Here is a 25511-nt window from a genome sequence, read left to right as displayed (position 1 = left end):
CGGACTGACGCGTGGAGAGGACCGATGATCTCTCCTGATCTGCCCGCCGCGCTGAAGGCGTCCCTCGAAGCCATGCTGCACGGGCAGTCGCGGCAGGATGCAGCCGCTCGGGCGGCCCGCATCTCGGCCGCCTACCGCAGCGGCGGCAATTCCGGAACGATCACGAGCGACGCCGACGCCATTGCCTATGCCACGGTGCGAATGCCGGCGACCTACGCGGCGGTTGCAGCCAGCCTCAATGCCGTGATGCAGGCGAGCCCGGACTTCGCCCCGGCCTCGCTGCTGGATGTCGGTGCCGGACCAGCGACCGCGAGCTTCGCTGCGGCGGAAGCGTTTCCGCTGCTGACCTCGTTCAACGCCGTCGATTCCAATCCAGCGCTGCGCGGGCTGGCGCTGACGCTCGCTGACGAGACGATGCGCCTGCGCGGTCTCGCCTATACGCTTGGACCGGCGCGAGCGCTGCTCGATCGTGCCGGAAGGGCCGATCTCGTCATCGCCAGCTACATGATCGGTGAGCTGACGGATGCCGAGCGCTCTGCGACCGTCGACGCGCTGTGGGCCAGGACCGGCGATGCGCTGCTGATCGTCGAGCCCGGCACGCCCGCTGGCTATCAGCGCATCATCGCCGCGCGCGACCGCCTGATCGCAGCAGGCGCTCATGTCGCGGCGCCCTGCCCGCACGCAGCGCCGTGCCCCCTCGTGGCACCGGACTGGTGCCACTTCGCGCAGCGGCTGGCGCGATCGCGGGCACATCGCGAACTGAAAGGGGCTGACGTCCCGTTCGAGGACGAGAAGTTCAGCTTCGTTGCCCTCACCCGCAAGCCAGCAACGCATCGGCCCGCCGCACGCGTGCTCGCGCCGCCGTCGGTCACCAAGGTCGCGACAACCGCGAAGCTGTGTCAGGCGGACGGCGCCGCCGGCGTCATCAGCGTTCCCCGCCGCGACAAGCCCGCCTTTGCCGCCGCCCGCCGCTGGGACTGGGGCGACGGCGTGGAGCCGCCGCCACGGCCGTAGATACCGTCGCGGCCGCAGATGGTTAACGACAGGTCGTGTTTGTCTCTCATTTTCGCGATTTCGCGAAACCCGAGAGAAATCGATGCTTGCTACGGAGAGCTGCAACAGGCGCTGGATGCGCTGCTCACACGGGAACGCGTTTCGATGTTCAGGACGATGATGATCACCGCCGCGCTGCTGGCTTCGGCAGGAACGGCCCTGGCAAACGGCCACGGTGGTGGATCCTCGGCACCGCCCCCACCGAAACAGGAGGGCCCGCCGGCCAAGGCCATCGTCGGCAAGAACGGTCCCGTCCTGGTCGACCCAAAAGGAATGACGCTCTACTATACCGAACGCGACAACACCGGGAACAAGTCGACCTGCGACGGTGCCTGTGCCGAGAAGCGGCCGCCGCTGATGGCACCTGACAACGCGACCGCCAGCGGCGACTTCACCGTCATCACCCGCAGCGACGGCAAGAAGATGTGGGCCTACCGCTACCGGCCGCTCTACACCTCGCAGCTCGACAGCGCCCCCGGCGATATCAAGGGCAACGACCCCACGCAGCAATGGCGGGTCGCCCGTCCCTATTGAGCCCTGCGCATCGTTGCCTCCGACGCCAATTCGGTCGCCTGGGCGTCCATCGAACGGACCGGCCAGGCTCAAGCGACTTGAACGGGCACCCCCCCTGATGCGACCAATGCACGCCGGTCCACCTGCGGACCGGCGGCGCCGTCGCGTGTCGGCCGCCTCGTTCTCCCGCCCTCTCCCTCGGAGCCCGTCATGTCCGGCTGGATCGTCCTCGGCATCATCGTCATTCTCGTGCTGTTCGCCCTTGGCGCCTACAACCGGCTGGTCGCCCTCAGCCAGCGGGTCGGCCAGGCCTTTGCCGACATCGACGTCCAGCTCAAGCTGCGCCACGACCTGATTCCGAATCTGGTCGAGACCGTGAAGGGCTACGCTGCGCATGAGCGCGGCACCCTCGACGAGGTCATTAAGGCTCGCAATGCGGCGATGTCGGCGCAGGGCCCGGCCCAGGTCTCGGCCGCCGAAGGCCAACTTTCCGGCGCACTCGGTCGCCTGATCGCGCTGTCCGAGGCCTATCCGGACCTCAAGGCCAACGCCAACTTCCAGCAGCTCGCCGGCGAGCTCTCCGACATCGAGAACAAGATCGCCGCCAGCCGCCGCTTCTTCAACAACGCGGTCCAAGAGTATAATACCGGCATCCAGCAGATGCCCGCCGCACTGTTCGCCGGGACCTTCGGCTTCACGCGCAAGGAGTTCTTCGATCTCGGCGCCAGCCGGACCGAAGTCGAGGCCGCGCCGAGCGTCAAGTTCTGATCCCGCGCCCTCCGCGCTGAAGGGTCCGACGCCATGGCCGCCTACGGTCTCTACACCCACATCGCATCGAACAAGACCCGTTCGGTACTGCTGCTCGGCGGCCTGTTCCTGCTGATCTACGTGCTGGTGTTCGCCGGCGCGCTGATCGCGGAGGTCATGATCAACGGCAATGGCAGCGTCGCCTATTACATGAACGCGGCCACCCGCGACCTGATCAGGGCGCTGCCCTGGGCCACGCTGGGCGCGGCGGCCTGGATCGTGATCGCCTATTTCTTCCACCAGAAGATGATCGACGCGGTCACCGGCGGGACCGCGGTGACGCGTCAGGAGCAGCCGCGGCTGTACAATCTGCTCGAAAATCTCTGCATCTCGCGCGGCATCACCATGCCGCAGCTGAAGATCATGGACAGCCCGGCGCTGAATGCCTTCGCGACAGGCCTGAACCCGCGGCAATACGCGGTCACCGTCACGACCGGCCTGCTCGACGCGCTCGATGACCAGGAGATCGAGGCGGTGCTCGGCCACGAGCTGACCCATATCCGCAACGGCGACGTCCAGCTGATGGTCGTGGCCGTCATCATCGCCGGCGTGGTCGGCTTCTTCGGTGAACTGTTCTTCCGCCTGTTCACCAACATGAGCTGGGGCGGCGGCTGGGGTCGCTCGTCGTCGTCGTCCTCCTCGTCCGACTCCGACCGCAAGGGCTCCGGCGGCGGGGCCATCATCGTCGTGATCATCGCGGTGGTGCTGATCGTGGTGGCCTGGCTGCTGTCCCAGGTGGTCAAGCTGGCCCTGTCGCGCACCCGTGAATACCTTGCCGATGCCGGGTCGGTCGAGCTGACCAAGAATCCGGACGCCATGATCACCGCCCTGCGCAAGATCGAAGGGCGCGGCGAACTGCCCGGCGCCACCTCCGCCGTCATGGAATTGTGCGTCGACAATCCGCGCGAGGGCTTTGCCGACCTGTTCGCCACCCATCCCTCGATCGATGCCCGGGTCCAGGCGCTGATCAGGTTCGCCGGCGGCCATGATCCGGGCCCGCTGGCGCTGCCCACGGACGAGGCACAGCCCGACGATACCGGAGCCGATGCTCCAGACGGCGACGCTCCGCCACCGTTGCCGTCCGGTGGTCCCTGGGGCCAGGCCGATGGCCCGGCCCCGCCATCTGGCCAGGGTCAAGCCGCTCCCCAGGGACCGTGGACCACCCCCGCGACCGGTCCCTGGGGCCGGCACTAGTCGCCGCCTTCGCCGCGGAATTCAGCCGCCAATCCCGTGCGACGGGCAATTGTCCTGCCATTCGCTTGCAAGTGCTTCCTCGCCGGCTCGAACGCGCGGGCCGGAATGCCTCCGATTGCTCCAGCCTGTTGCGGCGAAGGCGCAAATTTCCCCGGTCCCGTGCTGCAATGAATTTGAATTCTCCAGCGTTTCTGCCATGTTCGCGCCCAAAGCAGAATGCAATGCGCCGGCCCCCTGGCCGGCCTCAGGGCTGAAGGACTTTCCATGGCGAAACCGGCAGTGGTTGTGGTGGGTGCGGACAAGGGCGGGGTCGGCAAGACCACGGTGTCGCGGACGTTGCTCGATTATTTCAGCGCCAACAACGTCCCCACCCGGGCGTTCGACACCGAGCATCCGCGCGGCACCTTGAAGCGCTTCCACCCGGAGATCACCGAGATCGTCGACATGAATTCGACGCCGGACCAGATGAAGATCTTCGACACCCTGAGCGCGGTGGCGCCGTCGGTGACCGTGATCGACGTCCGCGCCGGCCTGATGTCGCCGACGCTCGCCGCGCTGCGCGACATCGGATTCCTCGACGCCGCCCGCTCCGGCCAGATCACCTTCGCGGTGTTCCACATCCTGGGCTCGTCGATCGCCTCGCTCGACGAGATCGCCGAGACGGCGAGCTACATGATCGGCGCGAAATATTTCCTGGTGAAGAACTTCATCAACAACACCAGCTTCTTCGAGTGGGACCAGTCGACCTACAATTCCTACTTCCACCGCATCAAGGACGCGACCGAGCTGACCATCCCGAAGCTCAACGAAATGGCGTTCGAGCAGGTCGAGGTCGCCTCGGTGCCGTTCCTCAAATTCGTCGCCAACAAGGGTCCCCGCGACGAGGCCGCCAACTACTCCTTCGTGCTGCGCGGCTATGTCCGGCATTGGCTCGCCAACGTCTGGAGCGAGTACGACCGCATCAAGCTGACCGACATCGTCGGCTCGACCAAGGCGGCGGCGCCGCGGCCGGCCGGGGAAAAATAGCAGCTCCGTGAAGGATGGGACTTTATCGCAACCGCATTTGACCTGATATAGGTCGGATGCCCGCGACGCCTGTCTACATCGTCTGCTCGCCCCGGCCGCAATCCGGGAAGACGCTGCTTGCGCGGGTGCTGAGCGAGTTCCTACTGCTGAAGAACGGCCAAGTGCTCGCCTTCGACGTCACCTTGCGCGAGCCGTCGCTGCTCGACTTCCTGCCGCAGATCACGGAGACCGCGACGATCGAGGACACCTACGGCAAGATCCAGCTGATGGACCGGGTGATCCTCAACGACGGCATCCCCAAGGTGATCGACCTCGGCTACTACTCGTTCGACGAGTTCTTCAAGATGTCCGAACAGATCGGCTTTTTGAAGGAGGCCGCGCGGCGGAACGTGGTCCCGATCATTCTGTTCTGCGCCGAAGGCGACCGGGTCTCGATGCGCGCCTACGATGCCCTGCGGCGCCAGATCCCGAAGCCCCAGCTGATCGTGGTCGAAAACGACCACGTCCTTCGCGAGGAGCTCCCCGACCTCTACAGCCGCAGCAAGCATCTGCACATTGCCGCCCTGCCCGCGTTCCTCAGAACCTATATCGAACGTTTTTCGTTCTCCTTCACCGGCTACCTGCGCCAGGAGAAGGACCCCTCCACCGAGCTCTATCAATGGATCCGGCGCAACTACTATGCGCTGCGCGAGATCGAGAACGAGCTTCTGATGCAGCGGTCCTGACGCCGCCGCGCGCTTCTCAGTGCCCTTCGAAGGAGATCAGCGTGCGCACGGGCACGTCGAGCGCGCGCAGCTTGGCGGCGCCGCCGAGATCCGGCAGGTCGATGATGAAGCAGGCCGCCACCACGGTCACGCCGATCTGGCGCAACAGCTTCACCGCGCCCTCGGCCGTGCCGCCGGTGGCGATGAGGTCGTCGACCAGGATCACGCGCTCGCCGGGCTGCACCGCGTCGACATGCATCTCCATCTCGTCGGTGCCGTATTCCAGCGCATAGGACATGCTGACCGTCTTGTGCGGCAGCTTGCCTTTCTTGCGGATCGGCACGAACCCGGCCGACACCTGATGCGCCACTGCGCCTCCGAGGATGAAGCCGCGGGCCTCGATGCCCGCGACCTTGTCGATCTTGGAGCCGGCCCAGGGATGCACCAATTCGTCGACCGCGCGGCGGAACGCGCGCGCGTCCGCCAGCAGGGTCGTGATGTCCCGGAACAGGATGCCCGGCTTCGGATAGTCCGGAATGGTGCGGACGGTGTTCTTGATGTCCAGATCGAACGTCATCGTGCTCTCATTGCCTCGTTTGGCCGTGACCGCGAGGAATTCATCATTGCGAGCGAAGCGAAGCAATCCAGGGCCGCGAAAACAACTCTGGATCGCTTCGTCACTCACGCTCCTCGCGATGACGGCAACCACCTCTCTCTCACCCCGGCTGATTGAGCCGGAACGCATTCTCCACGATCCTCAAACCCACGGCATCGCCGAGTGACATCAGCGATTCCGGATGGAACTGCACGCCGCCGACCGGCAGCGTCTTGTGCTCGATCGCCATCGCCACGCCGTCCTCGGTTGCCGCCGTGACGGTCAGCACCTCCGGCATGCTGTCGCGCTCGACGAACAGCGAATGATAGCGGCCGATGACGATCTCGTTCGGCAGGCCCTGCATCAGGCGGCCGCCGCGCACCTGGACCCGCGAGGGCCTTCCATGCGCCGGCTGGGCAAGCTGGCCGAGCTGGCCGCCGAAATACTCGCCCATCGCCTGCACGCCGAGGCACACGCCGAAGATCGGCAGCTTCTTCGCGAGCGCAGCGTCGATCGTCGTCGAGATCTTGAAGTCCTCGGGGCGGCCTGGCCCCGGCGACAGCACGATCAGATCCCAGCTTCGTTCGGCGAGCATCTTCAGCGCGTGGACATAACGCACCACGGTGACGTTGGCGCCGACCTGGCGGAAATAGTCGGCCAGCATGTGAACGAAGCTGTCGTCGTGATCGATCAGCAGCACGTTCTTGCCGGAGCCGGTGGCATCCGGCGCGGTCGACGACAGCGGCTTCGGCGGATCGCCGCGCAGCGCCTGGAACAGCGCCGCCGCCTTGACCTGGCACTCACGATCCTCGGCCGCGGGATCGGAATCGAACAAACAGGTGGCGCCGACACGGACCTCGGCGAGCCCGTCCTTCATGCGGATGGTGCGGATCGTCAGGCCGGTGTTGATCGAGCCGTCGAAATTCACCGCGCCGATGGCGCCGGCATACCAGCGCCGCGGCGAGCGCTCATTGTCCTCGACGAACTGCATCGCCCACAGTTTTGGCGCGCCGGTCACGGTCACGGCCCAGGCGTGGGTCAGGAAGGCATCGAGCGCGTCGAAGCCCGGCCGCAGCATGCCCTCGACGTGATCCACCGTGTGGAACAGTTTCGAGTAGGTCTCGATCTGCCGGCGCGCCAGCACCTTGATGGTGCCGGGCACGCAGATGCGCGCCTTGTCGTTGCGGTCGACGTCGGTGCACATGTTGAGCTCGAACTCGTCCTTCTCCGAGTTCAGGAGCTGGCGGATCTGCTCGGCATCGCCGATGGCGTCGCGGCCGCGGGCGATGGTGCCGGAGATCGGACAGGTCTCGACGCGACGGCCGTCGGAGCGGACGAACATCTCGGGTGAGGCCGAGACCAGGAACTCGCCGTCGCCGAGATTCATCAGCGCGCCATAGGGCGACGGATTGATCCGGCAGAGCCGCTGGAACACTTCCGCCGGCGAGCGCTCGCACGGCTCGGCAAAGAGTTGGCCGGGCACCGCCTCGAACAGGTCGCCGCGGGCAAACGCGGCGCGGGCCTTCTCGACCGTCGCCTGGTACTCGCCGGGCGCGTGATCGGCAAACCCCTGGCGCGGCTCCTTGAGATAGATGCTGGCGTCGGTGTCGCGCGACAGGCCTTCCGTCGACTGTCCGTTCCAGGAAAAATCATAAGACAGCACGACGCCGCGGCCGGTGGCGCGGTCGTAGGCCAAGAGGCGATCCGGCACGTAGAGCACGATGTCGCGCTGGTCCTTCTCGCGCGGCCGCTTCTGCTGGAGGTCCTCGATCTGGAACACGAGGTCGTAGGCGAAGGCGCCGAACAGGCCGAGCAGCGGGTCGTCATTGGCCGAGAGCGCCGCGATCATCGCCCGCACCAGCGACATCACGCTGGCGCGCCGCGTGCGCTGGTCCTCCTCGACCGGGGCCGGGCCGCGGACGATGTGTCCAGCGAGCCGCGCCGGCGAAGCTTCGGTGATGACCACACAGGGCTCGCGCAGCGTGTCCTTCAGGAACGCGATCAGCACCTCGCCGCGGCGGTTCAGCGCCTGCAGGGTGAAGTCAGTGCCCTTGGTCTCCAGCACCAGCGGCGGATCGGCGAAGCCGAGGTCGAAACTCTCGTAGCGGCCGGGCACGGTCGTGCCCGAGGACAGCACCACGCCACGGCGGCGGTCGAGCAGGTCGATCAGGTCATCGAGCCGGCTGGCGCCACCGGAAAACTGCTCGACGGCGCGCGTGATTGCGAGCCCGCTGGAGGTGCGGTAGTCGCTGCGGGCCGGAAGGGCGAAAACGGTCCTGTTCATGGGGTCCTCTTGGGCGTCCTCTTACGGAATTTGCCGAGGAAACGCCACACAGGACCAACCGGAAGCCGCCGCTGCGTGGCGGCCCCTCTGCGATCTCATGTCAAACAAATCGCACCGGCCACCTCTTACAAGGTGCGCCACCAGAGACGGGCTGGGCGGACAAGGGTGCTCATGCGGCGGAACTGACCACGGCGGGCAGCCGGGGTCAAGGGCGGCTGGGCCACAAATGGGGGTGGGATGCCTCAGCCGATCAACAGAGGCACCGCGGGCCGGCTGCCCGATACAGCGCCCTCGCCCCTTGTGGGTCCCCTTGTGGGTCCCCTTGTGGGAGAGGGCGTGTGCGGCCCATCCGCTAACGCGGCTGGGTGAGGGGTCTCTCTCCGCAGCGGCGCTTGCAGAGGCATACCCCTCACCCAACCGAGCATGCCGCTCTGTCCTACATGCCCTCTCCCACAAGGGGCGAGGGCGCAATAATGCGCACCGGCGAGCGGAAGGCACTGGCGCCGACGAGAATGACAAAGGAACATGCAGCAGCATTCTCGCGACACATGATGCCCGAGTGATGATCATCAATTCCGCCCTCCAAGTCGAGGGCGCAGGGAAGGCCGGGCATCGGCTGATGCCCGTGGCCCGCCTGCAGCAAAAAAAGCAGGCGGCAGTCACCACAGGTCAGCCGGACGACCGGCCTTCCCTGCGCGATGGTCTGACGGCTTATACGCACTCTCCCCGGGGACCGGGCTGTCTTGCCCCCGTGACCGGCGGATCATCATCACCACCGGCGCGGCCTCAGCGTCGGGAGGCCAGGACCATGCGACTTCACCGTGCGCGCCCGCCGTTCGTCCGCACGACGTCTGCCATGCTGCGACGTGACACGCCCACCGCATCTCCACCCCGCGTGTCGTGACGATCGCGATACGCCCCTCGTGCCGGGTGGGACGGAGATATCAGAGCACGAATTCCGAAAAATAGAAACAGGAATATTTTTTGGCGAAGGACTGGACAGGGCAAATCAGCTTGAGGCGGCTGATGAATTTCGCGGGGCGGCGCATGATCGACCAGCCCGGCACGGAGATCATCGGCAGAGCGAATATCCGAATTGCCGGGCATGCAGTGCCCGGTCTATGCTGCATCGTCTCCCTTGCTGAAGGCATTCGTCCTTTGCGACGCCATCCCCTGGCCTTGCCCGCCATGCTCCTCTTTGCCGCGGCGACGGCACCCGACGCTGTTGCGCAGGGCGAGCCGCCACTGGCCTGGTGCCTGGACCGCCGTTTCCCGGTCGACCAGCGGATCGAGAGCTGCACCTTCGCATTGCAGTCCGATCGATGGTCCGGACAAGATCAGATCCACGGCTATTTCAATCGTGGCAATGCGTACTATGAGAAACAGGAGTACGACCGCGCCATAGCCGATTTCACCGAAGCGATCAGGCTCGATCCCTCCTACCCGGCGGCCCGCAACAATCGTGGGTTCGCCTACGCAGGCAAAGGCGACTACGATCGGGCGATTGCAGATTATGACGAGGCGATCAAGCTCGATTCGAAGAAGCCGCTCTACTACTACAATCGCGGCTTGGCCTACTTCTCGAAAGAAAATTATGATCGGGCGCTCACGGACTTCAATCGAACGTTGGCGCTGGACCCCGAGCAAGCCAAGCCCTACGTTGATCGCGGCGCAGTCCATGTTCTGAGGAACGACTTCGATCGCGGCCTCGCAGATATAGACGAGGCGATCCGACGCGACCCGACTGACGCCACCGCATACACCCTTCGCGCCGCCGTGCATAAACACAAGAAGCAGTTCGACCGCGCCATTGCCGACTACAGCGCTGCGATCAAATTCGGCCTGACGCCCGCGAAAGCCCTTAACGCCCATTTCAACCGAGGGATCGCGTATTTCGAAACAGGTGACATCGATCACGCCATCGCCGATTTCGACGAAACGATCAGGCGCGATCCGGGTCACGTTCTTGCCCATGTCAATCGCGGCATTGCATATGACGATAAGGGCGATCACGACCGTGCCATCATAGATTTCGGCGTGGCGATCAAGCTCGAGCCGCAACACGCGAAAGCATACATGAACCGCGGCGCGGCCTACGACAAGAAAGGCGATCATGACCGCGCCATCGCCGATTTTGACGAGGCTCTGAGGCTGAATGGCGAGCTTGCAGAGGCCTTCAACCGTCGCGGTATCGCCTACGACGACAAAGGGAATCACGACCGGGCCATCGTCGACTTCGATCAGGCCATCAGGCTCGATCCGAGCTATGCCGATGCCTACAACAATCGCGGCCTCGCCTACAAGGAGAAGGCAGACTACGATCGCGCGATCGCCGACTTCGACGCGGCCATCGCCCTGGCGCCGGATTTCTCCGAGGCTCAAGGCAACCGGGATGCGGTTCGCGAGCTGAAGAAGAGCCGCGGGGCTGCAATGCCGGCCCCGGAACGTTAGACGGGTCCGCGGCTGATGCGGACGCGGCGCTGGGTCCGGCCAACCCGGCTATTCCTGACGCGTCATGCGCAGCCGCCCGCTAACCGCAACTCACTGCGATGCATATCGAACAGGTCGCCACGAGACTCGAGGCAACCTGCTGCTACGAGCGCACGGGCGCGCGCGAACAACTCGATATCGCCCGTCTGCAGCACAATCGTCCCGGTTTCGCAAAGCGCCTCCCCGATAATGCTCGCCGCCTTCTGCCAGTCGGCCGTGGCAAATGACAGCAGCACCGAATCGAAGAACGAGATCGGCGCTGACAGCAATTCGCCGTCGCGAATGACGCGCAACGGCGCGTTCTCCGCTTTGAGGCGCGCCCAACGTTCTCGGCAGGCATCACGCCGGCTTGGCGACAGAACGGTCCGCAGATCCCACAGTGCATTGTCGCGAATTGTCTCCGGCGACACTAAACCCAGGCTGACGGCCAGCCGTGGCGCCTTCGGCCCTGTCTCCCCTGCCCGCACGACTGTGTCGGTGAGATCGACGATCTCGATCGGCTCATCGCCGAGCCGCCACAGGAGTTCGAGGAAGCCGGCATATTCCTGGGTCGATCGCCGCGTGAACCAGGCGATCCGTCGGTTGTTGCTCGAGAGTGCCTCGTCCCAGAACGATGTTGCCTGGCCGCCCACCTCTTCCCAGCCTGACACTTGCAATTCCTGGTCCATCCAGGCGGTTCGCAGCTCCGGGTCGGGTGGATTGATCGGACCAAAGCTCAGGCTGTCGGCAAAGCCAATCACGCGGTCGCTGCGCCCAGCCTGCTGGAGCGCAGCGCGCAACGTGCCTGCAGCGGACATGTTGAAGACGACATGAAGGATCGCGTGGGGAATTGTTATCTCCCTTGCCAGACGTGCGTTCGCGTGGGGCGAGTCACGATGACGCTTCCCTCGCGCCCCATCGCCGCGCGAGCTTGCTGAAGCGCACCGATGACTCGATCGAGCTCTTCGGCCGCCATGAAGACCTCGATGTCGCCGTCCGTCCTCAACGACAGCGACAATCCAACGCTGCTGCCGACGACGCGAACCAGCACGCATGCGTCGTCGCCGGACGACTTGTCGACGAACGTGATCGGCTCGGTGCTCATGCGGGATCCAGGATCATCTGATAGGCCATGCTAGCAGATATCGAAACGTCGTTGGATTCGACATGCCGCCAAACTGGCGGTGCGCTCCCCTCCCCCTTGCGGACAGGGGAGCTCACTGGCGTTGGGGCGAGCGGCACCTCACAACTTGCGAAGCCGAGCGCTCGCGCGGCAGCGGCTCTACAGCAGCGCCAGCGCGGCTTGTTTGAGGTGGGCGGCGATGGCATCGCGGGCTTCGCGTGAGCCGACGCTGCGCGCCATCGTCACCCCTCCCGAGAGGATCGCCATCAGCGACCAGGCCTTTTGCAGCCGAGCTTCATCGGTGCTCCCCTGCAACCCCTTTGCGATCTGCTGCGCGACCCTTTCGAGCGCGGTGCCATAGGCGGCCTTCGTTTCCTCGCTGGCGCGCGTCACGTCCGGCGTCAGGCTCTGCAGTCCGCAGCTCGAGTCCAGGATGCAATGGAGACGTTCTCCGAGATAGAATGCGATGAACGCCTCGGCCCAGCGCGCTCCCATCTGCTGCTGAAGACTCGCAATGCCCGTCCTGAGATCGTCCAGCCCGGCCAACGCGGCGGCTTCGAACGCGGCGTCCTTCGACTTGAAGTGACCGTAGAACGCGCCGGACGTGACCCCGGCTTCCTTGGCGAGGCCGTCGACGCCGATGCCGCCATAGCCAAGCCGGCGAAAGCCGCGCCCCGCGGCCTCCAACAACTTCGTCTTTGCTTCCTGCTTATGCTCGGCGTGGTACCGCATCTGGCGCCTTCCATAGCGATCGTTATTTCATGCTTGACTGATAACGATCGTTATTCTATTGGTGGATCACGGTCGTTATATAATGACCGCCGTTCCCCGGGACAACCGCCCTAGGGCGAGCACAGGAGGAGTCATGCCGATCAGTCTCACACTCACCGAAGGCGTCATCGCTGCCGACCAGGCGCCGATCGCCGTTGCGCGGATCACGGAATCGTTCCTGAGACACCATGGTCTGGCGGGCAACAGGATCATGGGGGCGAACGTCACGGCCCATCTGAACATCCTGCCGAAGGGCCATACCTTCGCCGGCGGCACGCCGGTCGATGGCGCCTGGATCGAGACCAAGACGCCGTCATTCGCGCTCGCCAGTCACGAGGTCCAGACGGCGTTCTTCGGCGAAGCCACCGACATTCTGCATGACCTCTCCGGCGGGGCGCTTGCCAGGGACCGGATCTGGTCCAACGGCGTCCACGCCGTCGACGGCACCTGGAATCTCGACGGCAGGCCGATGACCAACGACGCGCTCGTGGGGGCCATCACCGCAGGCTGACCACGGTCATCACGGCCGCTACCGCATTGGGCGGCGGCGGCCGTGATGAATGCCGACCGCTCACGTCCCCGGCTTCACCAGCCCCAGCTCGGCGAACTTCATCTCCGTCGCCACCACCGCGTTCTCATACACCTCGCCGCGCTCGACGAAGTAGTTGAAGTAGCCGGCCGGCGTCTCCGGCTGGATCTCGACCAGCTCCACGGTCTTGTATTTCGGATCGGTGATCACGCCGCTCGCGATCAGGTCGTTGATGCGCTTGAGCGCGTCGACCTCGGCCTTGTAGCCGACCGAGAACCACATCTCCGTGGTCCAGTCCTGCACCTCGAACCAGTTGGCCGGCGCCTGGCCCTGCCACCCCTCGGCGAGCGGGCGGACGGCAAAGACGCGGTCGAAACCGTGCAGCTCGGAGATGATGCTGGCGCGGTGATAAGCGCCGTCCATCTGTCCCTGGGGCAGCTTGGTGAAGCCGTAGAGCGACAGCCACAGCGCGGCCTTGACCGCCTCCGGCGTGATCGGGCGGATGGCGCGCTCGGCCAGCACCTCGGAGGCGTAGCGCAGGTCGCGCTTGGCCGCCGATTGCCGCGCCTTGACGGCATGGGCGTTGGGAACCGACTTCTCCGCCGGCAGCAGCGCCCGCGCCGCCTCGTTGCCGTAGAGATAGCCGGTGCCGGTCTCGGGATCATAGGTGTTGAACACGACGCCGACCGACGTGGCGTTGAGCGTCTCCGCCGCGTGCGCGAAGTCGGCCTCGCTCCGCACCGGGACATATTGCTGCGCCGGCCACAGCCGGTCGGCGAGGGCGTTGAACGGGCCGTCACGCCAATCCGGCCAGGAGACGAAGCGCGCCAGCGCCTCGGCATAGGCGGGACGAAACACCCCGGGATAGCCGAACATCACCGTGCGCAACTGCGACGCCGGATCCCGGTGGCGGTCGGAGGACATCAGCTCGTTGCGCAGATCGAGACCCTGAAGCCACGCCGACAGCACCAGGATCTGGCCGGACGTCGCGGTGACGAGATCCGGCGTCACGCCCCAGGCGCGGGCAGTGTCGAGGAAGCCGGCGCCATGGGCGTTCAAGCCGCCCAGCCCGGCCAGCGCAAAGGCCACTCGCACGGCTTTCTCCATCAGCAGAGGGACCGGAGAACGCTACCTCAGATTGTTTCGGCGACGCAACCGACGGCGAGACGCGGCGAATTCGAACATCGAACGAAGCGACGCGCTTCGAACATGATCGATGCTCAGATCTCCGCGGGATCCCGGTGATTCGCCGAAACGTGACGGCGCCAAGCGACGAAAAGCTGCAGCCGGCGGCTGTGTGGTGCCTCACAACCTCATGTTGCGCGCGTGCACGCCGCCTCGGGATCGACCCATGATTGTCGCAATCCAAAAAAGTTACATAACTTGGCTGTGCGCGAGGGCAACACTGTTGTCTATCTGCAATAGTGTGGCAATGATTGGTTAACCATATTGAATTACCTTGGTTAACATGGCCCGCGGCAAACAGCCCTCAGTGTCGCATGCGCTCCCGAAGCAGCCGACGCTGCTCGATTGCTTCCTCGAAGCGCAGGCAAAGCGGACGAAGCGTCGACGGCGCTCCGCCGACGCAGTGACCAGCGCCGACCCCTTGGCTCCTTCAGACGACGCTCCGACTCTTGGTGAGGCCGAAGCGCCCTCGGCCGAAACCAAGACCGCCCGCGCGGTTTGAGTCCGCACGGCGCGGTTTGGAACCGACGCGCCGGCCCTCAGCTCAGCCGAGGTGCTTGTGGAAAAACGCCGTGGCGCGGCCCCAGGCGAGCTCGGCGGCCCTGCGATCGTGCACGGTCATGCGCTGCTCGTTCACGAAGGCATGCTCGGCATCGTAGCGATAGAGCTCGAGCGACTTGCCGGCGGCCTTCATCGCCTTCTCGAAGCCGTCCACCAGCGCCGGCGTGCACCAATCATCCTTGTTGGCAAAGTGGGCCTGCAGCGGGATCTTGACGTCGGCCGGCTTCGCCGCCTGCTCAGGCGGAATGCCGTAGAACACGACGCCGGCGGCGAGCTCGTCGATCTTGGTCGCGCCGATGATCGTCACCGCGCCGCCGAGGCAGAAGCCGGTGAGGCCGACCTTGGCGCCGTTGCGCGCCAGATATTGCGCGGCCCCGCGCACGGTCTGCGTGGTCGCGTCCATGAAGTCGAGCGAGTTCATCTCCCGGCCCGCCGCATCCGTATCGTGATAGGGCACCACCGTGCCCTTGTAGAGATCGGGCGCCAGCGCGTTGAAGCCGGCGAGCGCGAAACGATCGCACATCCCCTTGATCTGGTCCTGCAGGCCCCACCATTCCTGGATGACGACGACGCCCGGCGCATCGGCCTGCGCGGCCTTGGCGAGATAGCCCTTGGCCTCCTGGCCATCGGGGCGCTTGAAGCTGATCAGTGTGCCCATGTGTTCCTCCGCAGGTTTTGTTGGAAGCTGAGGAGCGGGGTTTACCGCAAATGCGCGTCCGGCGCGACGGGAGGCGATCGGGTTCGCTGCAACGTGAGAGGATTCGTAGCCCGGATGAGCGCAGCGACATCCGGGGTCCTCGCCGGCACTGTTGCGATCCAGGATGTCGCTGCGCTCATCCGGGCTACGGGCGCTAGACCGGCATCGCGCGCGGCGCGAACAGGATCACGGCCATGCCGGCGAGGCAGATCAGGGCGCCGGCGGCGTCCCACGGATCGGGGCGATGGCCCTCGACCAGCCAGCCCCATAGCAGCGCCGCGGTGATATAGATGCCGCCATAGGCGGCGTAGGCGCGGCCGGCGAGCGGGCTGTCGGCCACGGTGAGAAGCGTCGCGAAGCCGGCGAGCGCGGCCATGCCGGGCAACAGCCATAGCGGCGACTGCCCGAGCCGCAGCCAAGCCCAGAACGCGAAGCAGCCGCCGATCTCCAGCACGGCGGCGCCGGCGAAGGCGAGAAGTGACGGCATGGGCGAACTCCGTTTTCCCGGCTGCGCCGCGGACAAGGCCTCCCCTGGCCCGAGCCCAACTAACACAGGGACAACAAAAAAGCCCCCGGAGGGGCTTTTCGTTTTCATCAGACGTTTCCGATCACCGCTCAATGCGCGGCGGCCCAGACCCGCTTCTTGGTGAAGTACATCAGGCCGGCGAAGATGATCAGGAAGATGAACACCTGATAGCCGAGGCGCTTGCGCGCTTCCATGTGCGGCTCGGCGGTCCACATCAGGAAGGTCGCGACGTCGTGGGCATACTGCTTCACGGTGGCCGGCGAGCCGTCGTCGAACGTCACCTGGCCGTCGGACAGCGGCGGCGGCATCTTGATCGCATGCCCGGGGAAGTACTTGTTGTAGTACGAGCCGTCCGGAATGGCGACGCCGTGCGGCGGAGTTTCTTCATAGCCCTGCAGCAGCGCGTTGATGTAGTTCGGGCCCTGCTCCTGGAACTGGGTGAAGAAGTCGATCAGGAACCAGGGGAAGCCGCGCTTGTAGGAGCGCGCCTTGGCCATCAGCGACAGGTCCGGCGGGGCCGCACCGCCATTGGCGGCCCGTGCGGCCTGCTCGTTCGGGAACGGCGACGGGAAGTAGTCGGCCGGCCGGCCCGGACGCTCGAACATCTCGCCGGCGTCGTTGGGACCGTCCTTGATCTTGTACTCGGCCGCGAAGGCGGCCGCCTGCGCCGGCGAGTAGCCCGGGCCGCCGGGCTCGGCGAGATTGCGGAACGCCACATATTGCAGCGAATGGCAGTTCGAGCAGACTTCCTTGTAGACCTTGAGGCCGCGCTGCACGGCGCCGCGATCGAAGGTGCCGAACGGACCGGCAAACGACCACTTCGCCGACGGCGGGTTCTCCTGGCCTTCGCTGGCACGGGCGTCGCCCATGCTGCCGGCGAGCAGCGACACCGCGGCGACCAGCGCGATCACGGTCGAGACCATCGGTGCCGCCTTGCGGCCGGTCCTGGCCAGCACGTCATCAGCGATCGAGTTCGGCAGCGGGCGCGGCCGCTCGATGCGCGCGAGCAGCGGCAGCACGATCAGGAAGTAGGCGAAGTACAGCACCGTCAGGATGCGGCCGAGCACGACATAGACACCCTCCGGCGGCTGCGCGCCGAGATAGCCGAGGCCGATGCAGACGACGACGAAGATCCAGAAGAACTGCTTGCCGAGCGGGCGGTACTTGTTGGAGCGGGTCTTGGCCGAGTCGAGCCAGGGCAGGAACACCAGCACGATGATGGCCGCGAACATCGCGATCACGCCGGCGAGCTTGTTCGGGATCGAGCGCAGGATCGCGTAGAATGGCAGGTAGTACCATTCGGGCACGATGTGCGCCGGCGTCACCGCCGGGTTGGCCGGGATGTAGTTGTCGGCCTCGCCGAGATAGTTCGGCATGTAGAAGATGAACCAGGAATAGAAGATCAGGAAGCAGGCGACGCCGAAGAAGTCCTTGATCGTCGCGTAGGGCGTGAACGGCACCATGTCCTTCTCGGTCTTCGGCTCGACGCCGGCCGGGTTGTTCTGGCCAGTGACGTGCAGCGCCCAGACGTGCAGCACGACCACGCCGGCGATCAGGAACGGCAGCAAATAATGGAGCGCGAAGAAGCGGTTCAGCGTGGGATTACCGACGGAGTAGCCGCCCCACAGCAGGGTCACGATGCTCTCGCCGAAATACGGCACGGCCGAGAACAAATTGGTGATGACGGTCGCGCCCCAGAAGCTCATCTGGCCCCACGGCAGCACGTAGCCCATGAAGCCCGTCGCCATCATCAGGAGGTAGATGATGACGCCGAGGATCCAAAGCACCTCGCGCGGCGCCTTGTATGACCCGTAATACAGGCCGCGGAACATGTGGATGTAGACGGCGAGGAAGAACATCGACGCGCCGCAGGCATGCATGTTGCGCAGCAGCCAACCGTAGTTCACGTCGCGGACGATCAGTTCGACCGACTTGAAGGCGAGGTCGGCATGCGGCGTGTAGTGCATCGCCAGGACGACGCCGGTCACGATCTGGATGCCGAGCATCATCGAGAGGATGGCGCCGAACGTCCACCAATAGTTCAGGTTCCGCGGCGTCGGATAGGCAATGAAGGACGAGTGGACCAGGCCGATGATCGGAAGTCGTTGCTCGAGCCACTTCAAGGCGGGGTGGCTCGGCTGGTAGTCAGAAGGTCCACTCATGATGCGTTCCTGAAGAAATTATCTTGCACGATCGAGCGTGAGCTCAAGACGAACGTCTGCTCAGCCGATCTGGATCTTGGTGTCGGAAACGAACTGATAGGGCGGGACGGGAAGATTGAGCGGCGCCGGCCCCTGGCGGACGCGACCGGAGGCGTCGTACTGCGAACCGTGGCACGGGCAGAAGAAGCCGTCGTAATTGCCTTCGTGGGCGATCGGGATGCAACCCAGATGGGTGCAGATGCCGATCACGACCAGCCACTGCTCGTGGCCGTCCTTGGTGCGGGACTGGTCGGTCGCCGGATCCGGCAGGCTCGACACCGGCACCGCGCGGACCTCCTCGACCTGCTTCTTGGTGCGGTGGGAGATGTAGATCGGCTTGCCGCGCCAGAACACCTTGATGTCCTGTCCTTCGGCGACGGGCGCGAGATCGACCTCGATCGGCGCACCGGCCGCGATGGTCGAGGCATCGGGATTCATCTGGGAGATGAAGGGCCACAGGGCGGCCACAGCACCGACCGCTGCGGTCGCGCCCGTGGCGACGAAAAGAAAATCCCGGCGTGTCGGATGATCCGCAGTAGACGCTGTCACGATTCCAACCCTTTCTTCGTTGCAGCCGGTGGAACCGCCCCGCTCGACGTCTTACGATCTCGACCTTGGAGATCACGTGACCGGGAGATCCTGCCGGCGCCCGCGTCCCCCGCGGCGGCAGAAAACGGCTCGCTCCACCGCCCCTGGGGAACAAGCCGTCCAGAATCGTTCTATTGGCACCCTTGCGATACGAGCGCAAGCCCGCTATCGGCCCTGCAGCACGCCATGCACCAATTCCCGCTTCGGAAGCGGACTTTCCGCCTCAGTCCTAAGACCAATTCGCATGCAGATCGCGCTCTATCAGCCCGACATTCCGCAGAACACCGGAACGATTCTGCGCCTGTGCGCCTGCCTCGGGCTCGCGGCCCACATCATCGAACCGGCGGGCTTTCCTGTGTCTGACCGGCAGTTCCGCCGCGCCGGCATGGACTATCTGGACCAACTGAATTGGCGGCGGCACGATTCCTGGAGCGCGTTCGAGGCCTGGCGGTCCGCAGAGGGCCATCGCCTGCTGCTGCTGACGACCAGGGCCGCGACCTGCTATCTCGACTTCAGTTACGGCCCGGACGACATCCTGCTGCTCGGGCGCGAGAGCGCCGGCGTGCCGGGCGCCGTGGCGGCGGTCGCCGATGCGCGGCTGCGGATTCCGCTGCAGCCGGGGCTGCGCTCGCTGAACGTGGCGATGGCCGCGGCGATGGCCGCCGGCGAGGCGCTGCGCCAGACCGGACAATTCGTCCAATTGCAATCCGCACAAGGAGCCGAAGGGTGAGCTACGCGGTGAAGGAAATCTTCATGACCCTGCAGGGCGAAGGCGCCCAGGCGGGCCGCGCTGCCGTGTTCTGCCGCTTCGCTGGCTGCAACCTGTGGAGCGGCCGCGAGGCCGATCGCGCAACCGCGACGTGCCGGTTCTGTGACACCGACTTCGTCGGCACCGACGGCACGCTGGGCGGCCGTTATGAGACCGCCGCAGCGCTGGCCGAGGCCATCGGCGGGCAATGGACAGGCGGGGCCGCCGACCGCTATACGATCCTCACCGGCGGGGAGCCGCTGCTGCAGGTCGATGCCGACCTGATCGAGGCGCTCCACGCCCGCGGCTTCGCGGTCGGGGTCGAAACCAACGGCACGCTCATTCCGCCCGACGGGATCGACTGGATCTGCGTCAGCCCGAAGGCCGGCGCCGAGCTGAAGCTGCGGCAGGGCCACGAGCTGAAGCTGGTCTACCCGCAACACGGGGCCGAGCCGGAGACGTTCGCGGGGCTTGCCTTCGAGCGCTTCTCGCTGCAGCCGATGGACGGGCCCGAATCGGCCGCGAACACGGCGCGCGCCATTGATTACTGCCAGCATCATCCGCAATGGCGGCTCAGTCTGCAGACGCACAAGATGATCGGCATCAGGTAGGGATTGTGACTGACACGATGTGGGAATTGACCAAGTCGTTCACCTTCGAGGCCGCGCATACGCTGCCGATCACGACGCTCGGCGAAGCCAGCCAGGAGATCCATGGCCACTCCTTCCGCGCCGAGGTGACGGTGCGCGGCGATGCGACCCATCCCGAGACCGGCATGGTGGTGGATTTCGGCGTGCTGACGCAGCGGCTGAGCGAGATCCAGGCCATGCTCGACCACAAGTTCCTGAACAAGATCGAGGCGATCGGGCTGCCGACGCTCGAGAACCTGTCGCGCTTCATCTATGAGCGCGTCCGCTCGATCGGCCATGTCACCAAGGTCAGCGTCCACCGCGACAGCTGCCGCGAGACCTGCACCTATTTCGGTCCGCAGGGCTGATCGATTGTGGTAGGACCGAACCGTAGCGACAACAGCGCTGTCACCTCCGGCTGTCATGGACGCTTGACGGCAGGGTGAGCGCCAATGTGCCAGGGGAACGTCCATGACCACCGCCGCCATCGAGGATCGCAAGGCCCGCGCCCGCGCCTGGTTCGAGAGCCTGCGCGACCAGATCTGCGCGGCGTTCGAGCGGCTCGAGGACGAGGCGCCGGCTGACCTTTATCCGCGCACACCGAGCCGGTTCGTCCGAACGCCGTGGGAGCGCACCGACCATGCCGGCGGCCCGGGCGGCGGCGGCGTCATGAGCATGATGCACGGCCGGCTGTTCGAGAAGGTCGGCGTGCACTGCTCGACCGTGCATGGCGAGTTCGCCCCGGAATTCCGCAGCCAGATTCCCGGCGCCTCGGAAGACCCGCGGTTCTGGGCCTCGGGCATCTCGCTGATCGCGCATCTGTGGTCGCCGCACGTGCCGGCGGTGCACATGAACACGCGCTTCGTCGTCACGACGAAAGCCTGGTTCGGCGGCGGCGCCGACCTGACGCCGGTGCTGGACCGCCGCCGCACCCAGGAGGACGCGGATACGCTGGCCTTCCACGCCGCCATGAAGGGCGCCTGCGACGCCCATGCCGCGGTGGCCTCGTACGACAAGTACAGGCGCTGGTGCGACGAGTACTTCTATCTGCCGCACCGCAAGGAGCCGCGCGGCATCGGCGGCATCTTCTACGACCATCACGATTCCGGCGACTGGGAGGCCGACCTCGCCTTCACCCAGGATGTTGGCCGCGCCTTCCTGAAGGTCTATCCCGAGCTTGTCCGGAGCAATTTCAGCAGCCCCTGGACCGCCGCCGACCGCGAGGAGCAGCTCATCCGCCGCGGCCGCTACGTCGAATTCAACCTGCTTTACGACCGCGGCACCACATTTGGGCTTAAAACCGGCGGCAATGTCGACAGCATTCTGTCCTCGATGCCGCCCGAGGTGAAATGGCCCTGAAACTCGATTTGTTGAACCGCGTAGATTGATCATGACCGCCGCCCTGCCCCGCGCCATGCTGATCGACATGGACGACACCATCCTGTCGGCCTATGGCCGTCCCGAGATCGCCTGGAATATCGTCGCCACCGAGTTTGCCGACGAACTCGCGCCGCATACGCCGCAGGCGGTGGCCGCCGCGATCCTGGCCTCGGCACGCAGCTTCTGGTCGGTCGCCGGCGCCGAATGGCGGATGAAGCTGATCCAGGCGCGGCAGGAGGTGGTGAAGGACGGCTTCGCGGCGCTCGCCGGCCACGGTCCTGCTCTACCGACCGAGCTCGCGATCCGCATCGCCGATCGCTTCACCGGCTATCGCGACGAGCAGATGTTCGTCTTCCCCGGGGCGCATGAGGCGATCGACGCATTCAAGGCGCGCGGCGTCAGGCTGGCGCTCGTCACCAACGGCGAGGCCGGCCAGCAGCGCGCCAAGATCGAGCGCTTCGCGCTGGCGCACCGCTTCGACCACATCCAGATCGAGGGCGAGCACGGCTTCGGCAAGCCCGAGGAGCGCGCTTATTGGCACGCGATGGAGCGGCTCGGCGTCGGCCCGGAAGACACCTGGATGATCGGCGACAATCTCGAATGGGAGATCGTCGCGCCGCAGCGGCTCGGCATCTATTCGATCTGGATCGACGTCCATGGCGACGGCCTGCCGGAAGGCACCGACGTCAAGCCCGACCGCATCATCCGCTCGCTGACCGAGCTGGTGCCGGCGGGCTAGGCCCGCGCGGCGCCGGCGTCACTTCGCGCGCCGCGGACCTCCGGCGACTGCGCGCTTGTGCGCCTCCATCAGCATCGCCACGAAGGCCGTCACCTTCGGCGGGCGAAAGCGCGCCGCTGGGAACACGGCGTGGATGCCTCCGGACGGCAGTGTCCAGGACGGCAGGATGGCCACGAGGCGGCCGGCCGCGAGATCGTCCCTGATCAGGAAATCGGGCAGCACCGCCAGGCCGCCGCCGGCCAGCGTCGCGGCGAGCACCGCCGGCGTGGCGTTGATGGTAAGCGTCTGGCTCATCTCGACGCTCTCGCGCTCGACGTCGCCTTTCATGAACTGCCAGGTGAGCGGCTCCCTCAGCGCGGCATTCGCAATGAACGGCAACGCGGCGAGGTCGCGCGGATGCGCGACGCGCCTGACCACGTTCGGCGCGGCCACCAGCTGCTGCCGGAAGCTGCCGACCCGGCGGGTCTGCAGGGTGGAATCGTCGAGCCATCCCACGCGGATCGAGAGATCGATCTGGCTGGCGACGAGGTCGATCTTGCTGTCGGCGAGGATCAGCTCGACCCGGCAGGCCGGATAGGTCCGCGAGAACTCGGTTGCGATCGCGGCGAGCGTGCAGGTGCCGTAGTCGTTCGGCGCGGCGATGCGCAACAGTCCCATCGGCTCGGCGTTGCTCTGCGCCAGCTCGGCCAATGCGCTCTCGGCCTCGCGCAGGATGGCAGCACAGCGGGCATGCAGCAGGCGACCGGCTTCCGTCGGCTCGACCCTGCGCGTGGTCCGCACCAGCAGGTCGGTCCTGAGCTCGCGCTCGAGCTGGGCGACCTGCTGGCTGACCACGGCTTTGGTGATCCCGAGCCGATCGGCCGCGCGGGTAAAGGACGCTGCGTCCACCACGGCCGCGAAATAGACGAGGCGGTTGAGATTGATCGCCTCCATGCCGGCGGCTCCTTCTATTGTCCATTAACAGCATACAGTCTGTCTCATTATGCTGTATTTATGAACAAACGAGAACCCGCTATCTCGGCGCCATGCCGCTCCAAGACAGGGTTCCGGAAATGCGACTGACCTATCTGTTCGACCCGCTCTGCGGATGGTGCTACGGCGCCGGCCCGGCGGTCGAGACGCTCGCCGCCCACGACGCCATCACGCTCGAGCTGCTGCCCACTGGCCTGTTCGCCGGCCGTGGCGCCGGCAGGATGGATGCGCAATTCTCCGAATAGGCCTGGAGCAACGACCAGCGCATCGCCAAGCAGACCGGCCAGCGTTTCACCGACGCGTACCGCACCCGCATTCTCGGCGCGGGCGGCGCCTTCGATTCGACAGCCGCATCGCTCGGCCTGACGGCGGTCCACGTCACCGACCCCGGCCGTGAGCTCACGGTCCTCAAGGAGCTGCAGCTTGCGCGCTACGTACACGGGCAGGACATCGTGAGCGTCGCGGGCGTCGGCGAAGTCCTTCGAGCGCTGGGCCTTGCGAGCGCCGCCGAGCGGATGCTGGCCCGGGATCACGCGCTGGTCGAGGCCTATGGCCGCCGGCTCCAGACCGCGCATAGCTTGATGCGACGCTACGGCTTGTCCGGTGTCCCGGCCCTGCTGGCGGGTGACGGCGAGCGGCAGAGGCCGCTGCCGGGCAACGCTTTGTACGAACCGCTCGACGGCCTGCTCGCACAACTCGGAGCAGCCTGAGCCGCTCCGTACTCGATGCCTGGCACAATCCACCCAGCCGTCGCACACGGCCGGAGCGCCGCCTGCTGCCCGGCCTCATCGTTTTATCACTCCAAGAAAGAGACTGACATGCCGACACGGAGACAGATCATGACGACAGCGATTGCAGGGACCGCCGCAGCCATTCTCGGTGCATCGGACAGCGGCCGTGCCGCTGGCAGCAAGCTGGTCTGGACACACTTTCCCGCCGGTCCGAACGGCTTCTTCCGCGCGCCCGTGCTGCTGAGGGGCCCCACCGAAGCACTGCTGATCGACGGCGGCTTCAACTATCCGGACGGCCGCGCGGTGGCGGCCGCAATCAAGGCGAGCGGCAAGACGCTGACGGCCATCTACATCAGCCAGTCGGACCCGGACTACTACTTCAGCCTCAAGCCGATCCGCGAGGCCTTTCCCGGCGTGAAGGTGATCGCCGCCACGGCGACCATCGAGGCGATCAAGGGCAATGTCGAGAAGAAGCTCGCCGTCTGGGGCCCGCAGCTGAAGGAGAACGGCCCGCAGACGATGGCCGACATCGTTCTGCCCGAACCGTTCGATGGCCCGTCGCTGTCGGTCGATGGCGAGACGATCGAGATCGTCGCCGCCGAGGGGCTGGCCAATCGGCGCTATCTCTGGGTGCCCTCGCTCGCAGCCGTATTCGGCGGCGTCATGATCTTCTCGGGTGTCCATGTCTGGACGGCCGACACCCAGAGCAAGGAGCAGCGCGCAGCCTGGATCGCGACCCTCGACAAGATCGCTGCACGCGCTCCGACGGTGGTGGTCGCCGGCCATGCCGTGGCGGACGCCGCCACCGACCTGTCGGGTGTTCGGCACACCAAGTCCTATCTCATCGCGTTCGAGGAGGAGCTCGCCAAGGCCAAGGACGCCGCAGCCCTGAAGGCCGCAATGGAGGCGAAGTTCCCCGGCCTCGGCATGGGCGTGGCCCTCGACATCGGCGCCAAGGTGGCGAAGGGCGAGATGAAGTGGGGCTGATGCAGGCCGCGGCCACATCAGGCTGACATGACAGAAGCGCCGGCCCGTCAGGACCGGCGCTTCGGCCTTTCGTGGATGGCCGCGTCGTGCCTCAGGCCGGGCGCTCGGCAACGTTGGGACGCCATTTGATCAGGCGGCTCTCGACGAGGTCGAGCAGCGCGTCGATGCGCGCGGAGGAGCTGCGCGCCCGCGTCGAGGCGCTCAACATCAGCTATGGCGTGGGCATGCTGCCGCGGGTGACGATCTCGGTCGGCGTCGCCGCCTATCCCGAGGCCGGCCTCGATCTGACGGAGATCCTGCGCGTCGCCGACGGCGCGCTGTACCGCGCCAAGCACAAGGGCCGCAACCGGGTCGAGCTCGCCTCCGGCGGCATGGTGCCGCCGCTCGACGAGGTGACCACCCGCGCCGTCGCCGCGCTCGATGCCATCGTGGCACGCGCCGAGACCGGCACCATCACGCCATCCGATCGGGACACGGACCAGCAGGTGGCTTGACGCCG

At 65.9% G+C, this 25511-nt stretch carries 28 protein-coding genes; 17 read left to right on the top strand and 11 right to left on the bottom strand.

Translation table 11 applies throughout. The annotated features are described in order from the left end of the window. The first annotated feature begins 24 nt into the window (after positions 1-24). The 6 genes from QX073_RS22240 to QX073_RS22215 all read left to right on the top strand — a co-directional run bounded on the left by QX073_RS22240 (position 25) and on the right by QX073_RS22215 (position 5318). A complete protein-coding gene (locus tag QX073_RS22240) occupies positions 25-1014 on the top strand; it encodes a small ribosomal subunit Rsm22 family protein (protein ID WP_316226367.1) in 990 nt (329 codons plus the stop codon). A gap of 144 nt (positions 1015-1158) precedes the next feature. Then, complete coding sequence (locus tag QX073_RS22235) at positions 1159-1587, top strand: hypothetical protein (protein ID WP_316171353.1); 429 nt, start codon at positions 1159-1161, stop codon at positions 1585-1587. A 189-nt stretch (positions 1588-1776) separates the two neighbouring features. Beyond that, the gene (locus QX073_RS22230) at positions 1777-2334 is read left to right on the top strand and encodes a LemA family protein (RefSeq protein WP_315717271.1); all 558 of its coding nucleotides are present in this window, start codon (positions 1777-1779) and stop codon (positions 2332-2334) included. A gap of 33 nt (positions 2335-2367) precedes the next feature. Next, positions 2368-3567 (top strand): M48 family metallopeptidase, encoded by a 1200-nt coding sequence (locus QX073_RS22225; protein ID WP_316171351.1) that lies wholly within the window; start codon positions 2368-2370, stop codon positions 3565-3567. Positions 3568-3831: 264 nt separating this feature from the next. Then, positions 3832-4593, top strand: coding sequence for a hypothetical protein (locus tag QX073_RS22220; RefSeq protein ID WP_009025709.1), 762 nt, complete (start codon positions 3832-3834; stop codon positions 4591-4593). 56 nt (positions 4594-4649) lie between these two features. Next, positions 4650-5318, top strand: coding sequence for a hypothetical protein (locus tag QX073_RS22215; protein WP_315717273.1), 669 nt, complete (start codon positions 4650-4652; stop codon positions 5316-5318). Positions 5319-5334: 16 nt separating this feature from the next. Here the strand turns inward: QX073_RS22215 and QX073_RS22210 are convergent, their stop codons facing one another. Together QX073_RS22210 and QX073_RS22205 are read right to left on the bottom strand one after the other, a co-directional pair. Further along, positions 5335-5874 (bottom strand): adenine phosphoribosyltransferase, encoded by a 540-nt coding sequence (locus tag QX073_RS22210; RefSeq protein WP_316226366.1) that lies wholly within the window; start codon positions 5872-5874, stop codon positions 5335-5337. Positions 5875-6013: 139 nt separating this feature from the next. Then, positions 6014-8176, bottom strand: a complete 2163-nt coding sequence (locus QX073_RS22205) for an anthranilate synthase component I (protein ID WP_315826979.1) — start codon at positions 8174-8176, stop codon at positions 6014-6016. A 984-nt stretch (positions 8177-9160) separates the two neighbouring features. Here QX073_RS22205 and QX073_RS22200 point away from each other — a divergent pair. After that, positions 9161-10627, top strand: coding sequence for a tetratricopeptide repeat protein (locus QX073_RS22200; protein WP_315826980.1), 1467 nt, complete (start codon positions 9161-9163; stop codon positions 10625-10627). 62 nt (positions 10628-10689) lie between these two features. Here QX073_RS22200 and QX073_RS22195 read toward each other — a convergent pair whose 3' ends face one another. From QX073_RS22195 to QX073_RS22185, 3 genes are all read right to left on the bottom strand, one after another. After that, the gene (locus QX073_RS22195) at positions 10690-11484 is read right to left on the bottom strand and encodes a DUF3658 domain-containing protein (RefSeq protein WP_316171391.1); all 795 of its coding nucleotides are present in this window, start codon (positions 11482-11484) and stop codon (positions 10690-10692) included. A 14-nt stretch (positions 11485-11498) separates the two neighbouring features. After that, complete coding sequence (locus QX073_RS22190; RefSeq protein ID WP_316171396.1) at positions 11499-11750, bottom strand: hypothetical protein; 252 nt, start codon at positions 11748-11750, stop codon at positions 11499-11501. Positions 11751-11927: 177 nt separating this feature from the next. Then, on the bottom strand, positions 11928-12500 hold the full coding sequence (locus QX073_RS22185) for a TetR/AcrR family transcriptional regulator (RefSeq protein WP_315717278.1): 573 nt from the start codon (positions 12498-12500) through the stop codon (positions 11928-11930). Positions 12501-12633: 133 nt separating this feature from the next. Here QX073_RS22185 and QX073_RS22180 point away from each other — a divergent pair, with 133 nt between their 5' ends. Next, positions 12634-13050, top strand: a complete 417-nt coding sequence (locus QX073_RS22180; RefSeq protein ID WP_315717279.1) for a 4-oxalocrotonate tautomerase — start codon at positions 12634-12636, stop codon at positions 13048-13050. Between the two features lie 60 nt (positions 13051-13110). Here the strand turns inward: QX073_RS22180 and QX073_RS22175 are convergent, their stop codons facing one another. The 5 genes from QX073_RS22175 to petA all read right to left on the bottom strand — a co-directional run bounded on the left by QX073_RS22175 (position 13111) and on the right by petA (position 18790). Beyond that, the gene (locus QX073_RS22175) at positions 13111-14163 is read right to left on the bottom strand and encodes a hypothetical protein (protein WP_315717280.1); all 1053 of its coding nucleotides are present in this window, start codon (positions 14161-14163) and stop codon (positions 13111-13113) included. Between the two features lie 634 nt (positions 14164-14797). Beyond that, the gene (locus QX073_RS22170) at positions 14798-15472 is read right to left on the bottom strand and encodes a dienelactone hydrolase family protein (RefSeq protein WP_315717281.1); all 675 of its coding nucleotides are present in this window, start codon (positions 15470-15472) and stop codon (positions 14798-14800) included. 193 nt (positions 15473-15665) lie between these two features. Continuing rightward, the gene (locus QX073_RS22165; RefSeq protein WP_315717282.1) at positions 15666-15998 is read right to left on the bottom strand and encodes a YnfA family protein; all 333 of its coding nucleotides are present in this window, start codon (positions 15996-15998) and stop codon (positions 15666-15668) included. A gap of 128 nt (positions 15999-16126) precedes the next feature. After that, entirely contained in the window at positions 16127-18199 is a 2073-nt protein-coding gene (locus QX073_RS22160; RefSeq protein ID WP_316226365.1) for a cytochrome c1, read from the bottom strand. A 60-nt stretch (positions 18200-18259) separates the two neighbouring features. Then, complete coding sequence (gene petA, locus QX073_RS22155; RefSeq protein WP_315717369.1) at positions 18260-18790, bottom strand: ubiquinol-cytochrome c reductase iron-sulfur subunit; 531 nt, start codon at positions 18788-18790, stop codon at positions 18260-18262. Positions 18791-19070: 280 nt separating this feature from the next. Between petA and QX073_RS22150 the strand changes: the two genes are divergently transcribed. From QX073_RS22150 to QX073_RS22130, 5 genes are all read left to right on the top strand, one after another. Then, the gene (locus QX073_RS22150) at positions 19071-19556 is read left to right on the top strand and encodes a tRNA (cytidine(34)-2'-O)-methyltransferase (RefSeq protein ID WP_316226364.1); all 486 of its coding nucleotides are present in this window, start codon (positions 19071-19073) and stop codon (positions 19554-19556) included. After that, the gene (queE, locus tag QX073_RS22145; protein WP_316226363.1) at positions 19553-20185 is read left to right on the top strand and encodes a 7-carboxy-7-deazaguanine synthase; all 633 of its coding nucleotides are present in this window, start codon (positions 19553-19555) and stop codon (positions 20183-20185) included. The genes QX073_RS22150 and queE overlap by 4 nt, the downstream gene beginning before the upstream one ends. 17 nt (positions 20186-20202) lie before the next feature. Beyond that, positions 20203-20571, top strand: coding sequence for a 6-carboxytetrahydropterin synthase (locus tag QX073_RS22140; protein ID WP_315750453.1), 369 nt, complete (start codon positions 20203-20205; stop codon positions 20569-20571). A gap of 103 nt (positions 20572-20674) precedes the next feature. After that, positions 20675-21562, top strand: a complete 888-nt coding sequence (gene hemF, locus QX073_RS22135; protein WP_316226362.1) for an oxygen-dependent coproporphyrinogen oxidase — start codon at positions 20675-20677, stop codon at positions 21560-21562. A 31-nt stretch (positions 21563-21593) separates the two neighbouring features. Next, a complete protein-coding gene (locus QX073_RS22130) occupies positions 21594-22322 on the top strand; it encodes an HAD family hydrolase (RefSeq protein ID WP_315750400.1) in 729 nt (242 codons plus the stop codon). Positions 22323-22340: 18 nt separating this feature from the next. Here the strand turns inward: QX073_RS22130 and QX073_RS22125 are convergent, their stop codons facing one another. Further along, on the bottom strand, positions 22341-23255 hold the full coding sequence (locus tag QX073_RS22125) for a LysR family transcriptional regulator (protein WP_316226361.1): 915 nt from the start codon (positions 23253-23255) through the stop codon (positions 22341-22343). Positions 23256-23374: 119 nt separating this feature from the next. On the opposite strand from QX073_RS22125, the gene QX073_RS22120 reads away from it, so the two are divergent. The 4 genes from QX073_RS22120 (at position 23375) to QX073_RS22105 (ending at position 25506) form a co-directional block, all read left to right on the top strand. Further along, positions 23375-23539: a hypothetical protein gene (locus tag QX073_RS22120; protein WP_316226360.1), complete on the top strand. Its 165-nt coding sequence runs from the start codon at positions 23375-23377 to the stop codon at positions 23537-23539. A gap of 207 nt (positions 23540-23746) precedes the next feature. Beyond that, the gene (locus QX073_RS22115; RefSeq protein WP_316226359.1) at positions 23747-24004 is read left to right on the top strand and encodes a hypothetical protein; all 258 of its coding nucleotides are present in this window, start codon (positions 23747-23749) and stop codon (positions 24002-24004) included. A 108-nt stretch (positions 24005-24112) separates the two neighbouring features. Continuing rightward, the gene (locus QX073_RS22110) at positions 24113-25012 is read left to right on the top strand and encodes an MBL fold metallo-hydrolase (protein WP_315717291.1); all 900 of its coding nucleotides are present in this window, start codon (positions 24113-24115) and stop codon (positions 25010-25012) included. Positions 25013-25083: 71 nt separating this feature from the next. Then, the gene (locus QX073_RS22105) at positions 25084-25506 is read left to right on the top strand and encodes a diguanylate cyclase (protein ID WP_316159420.1); all 423 of its coding nucleotides are present in this window, start codon (positions 25084-25086) and stop codon (positions 25504-25506) included. The last annotated feature ends 5 nt before the right edge of the window (positions 25507-25511 follow it).

Source organism: Bradyrhizobium sp. SZCCHNS3052 (assembly GCF_032484495.1).
Classification (GTDB): Bacteria; Pseudomonadota; Alphaproteobacteria; order Rhizobiales; family Xanthobacteraceae; genus Bradyrhizobium.
This window is presented reverse-complemented; position numbering and strand designations above follow the sequence as displayed.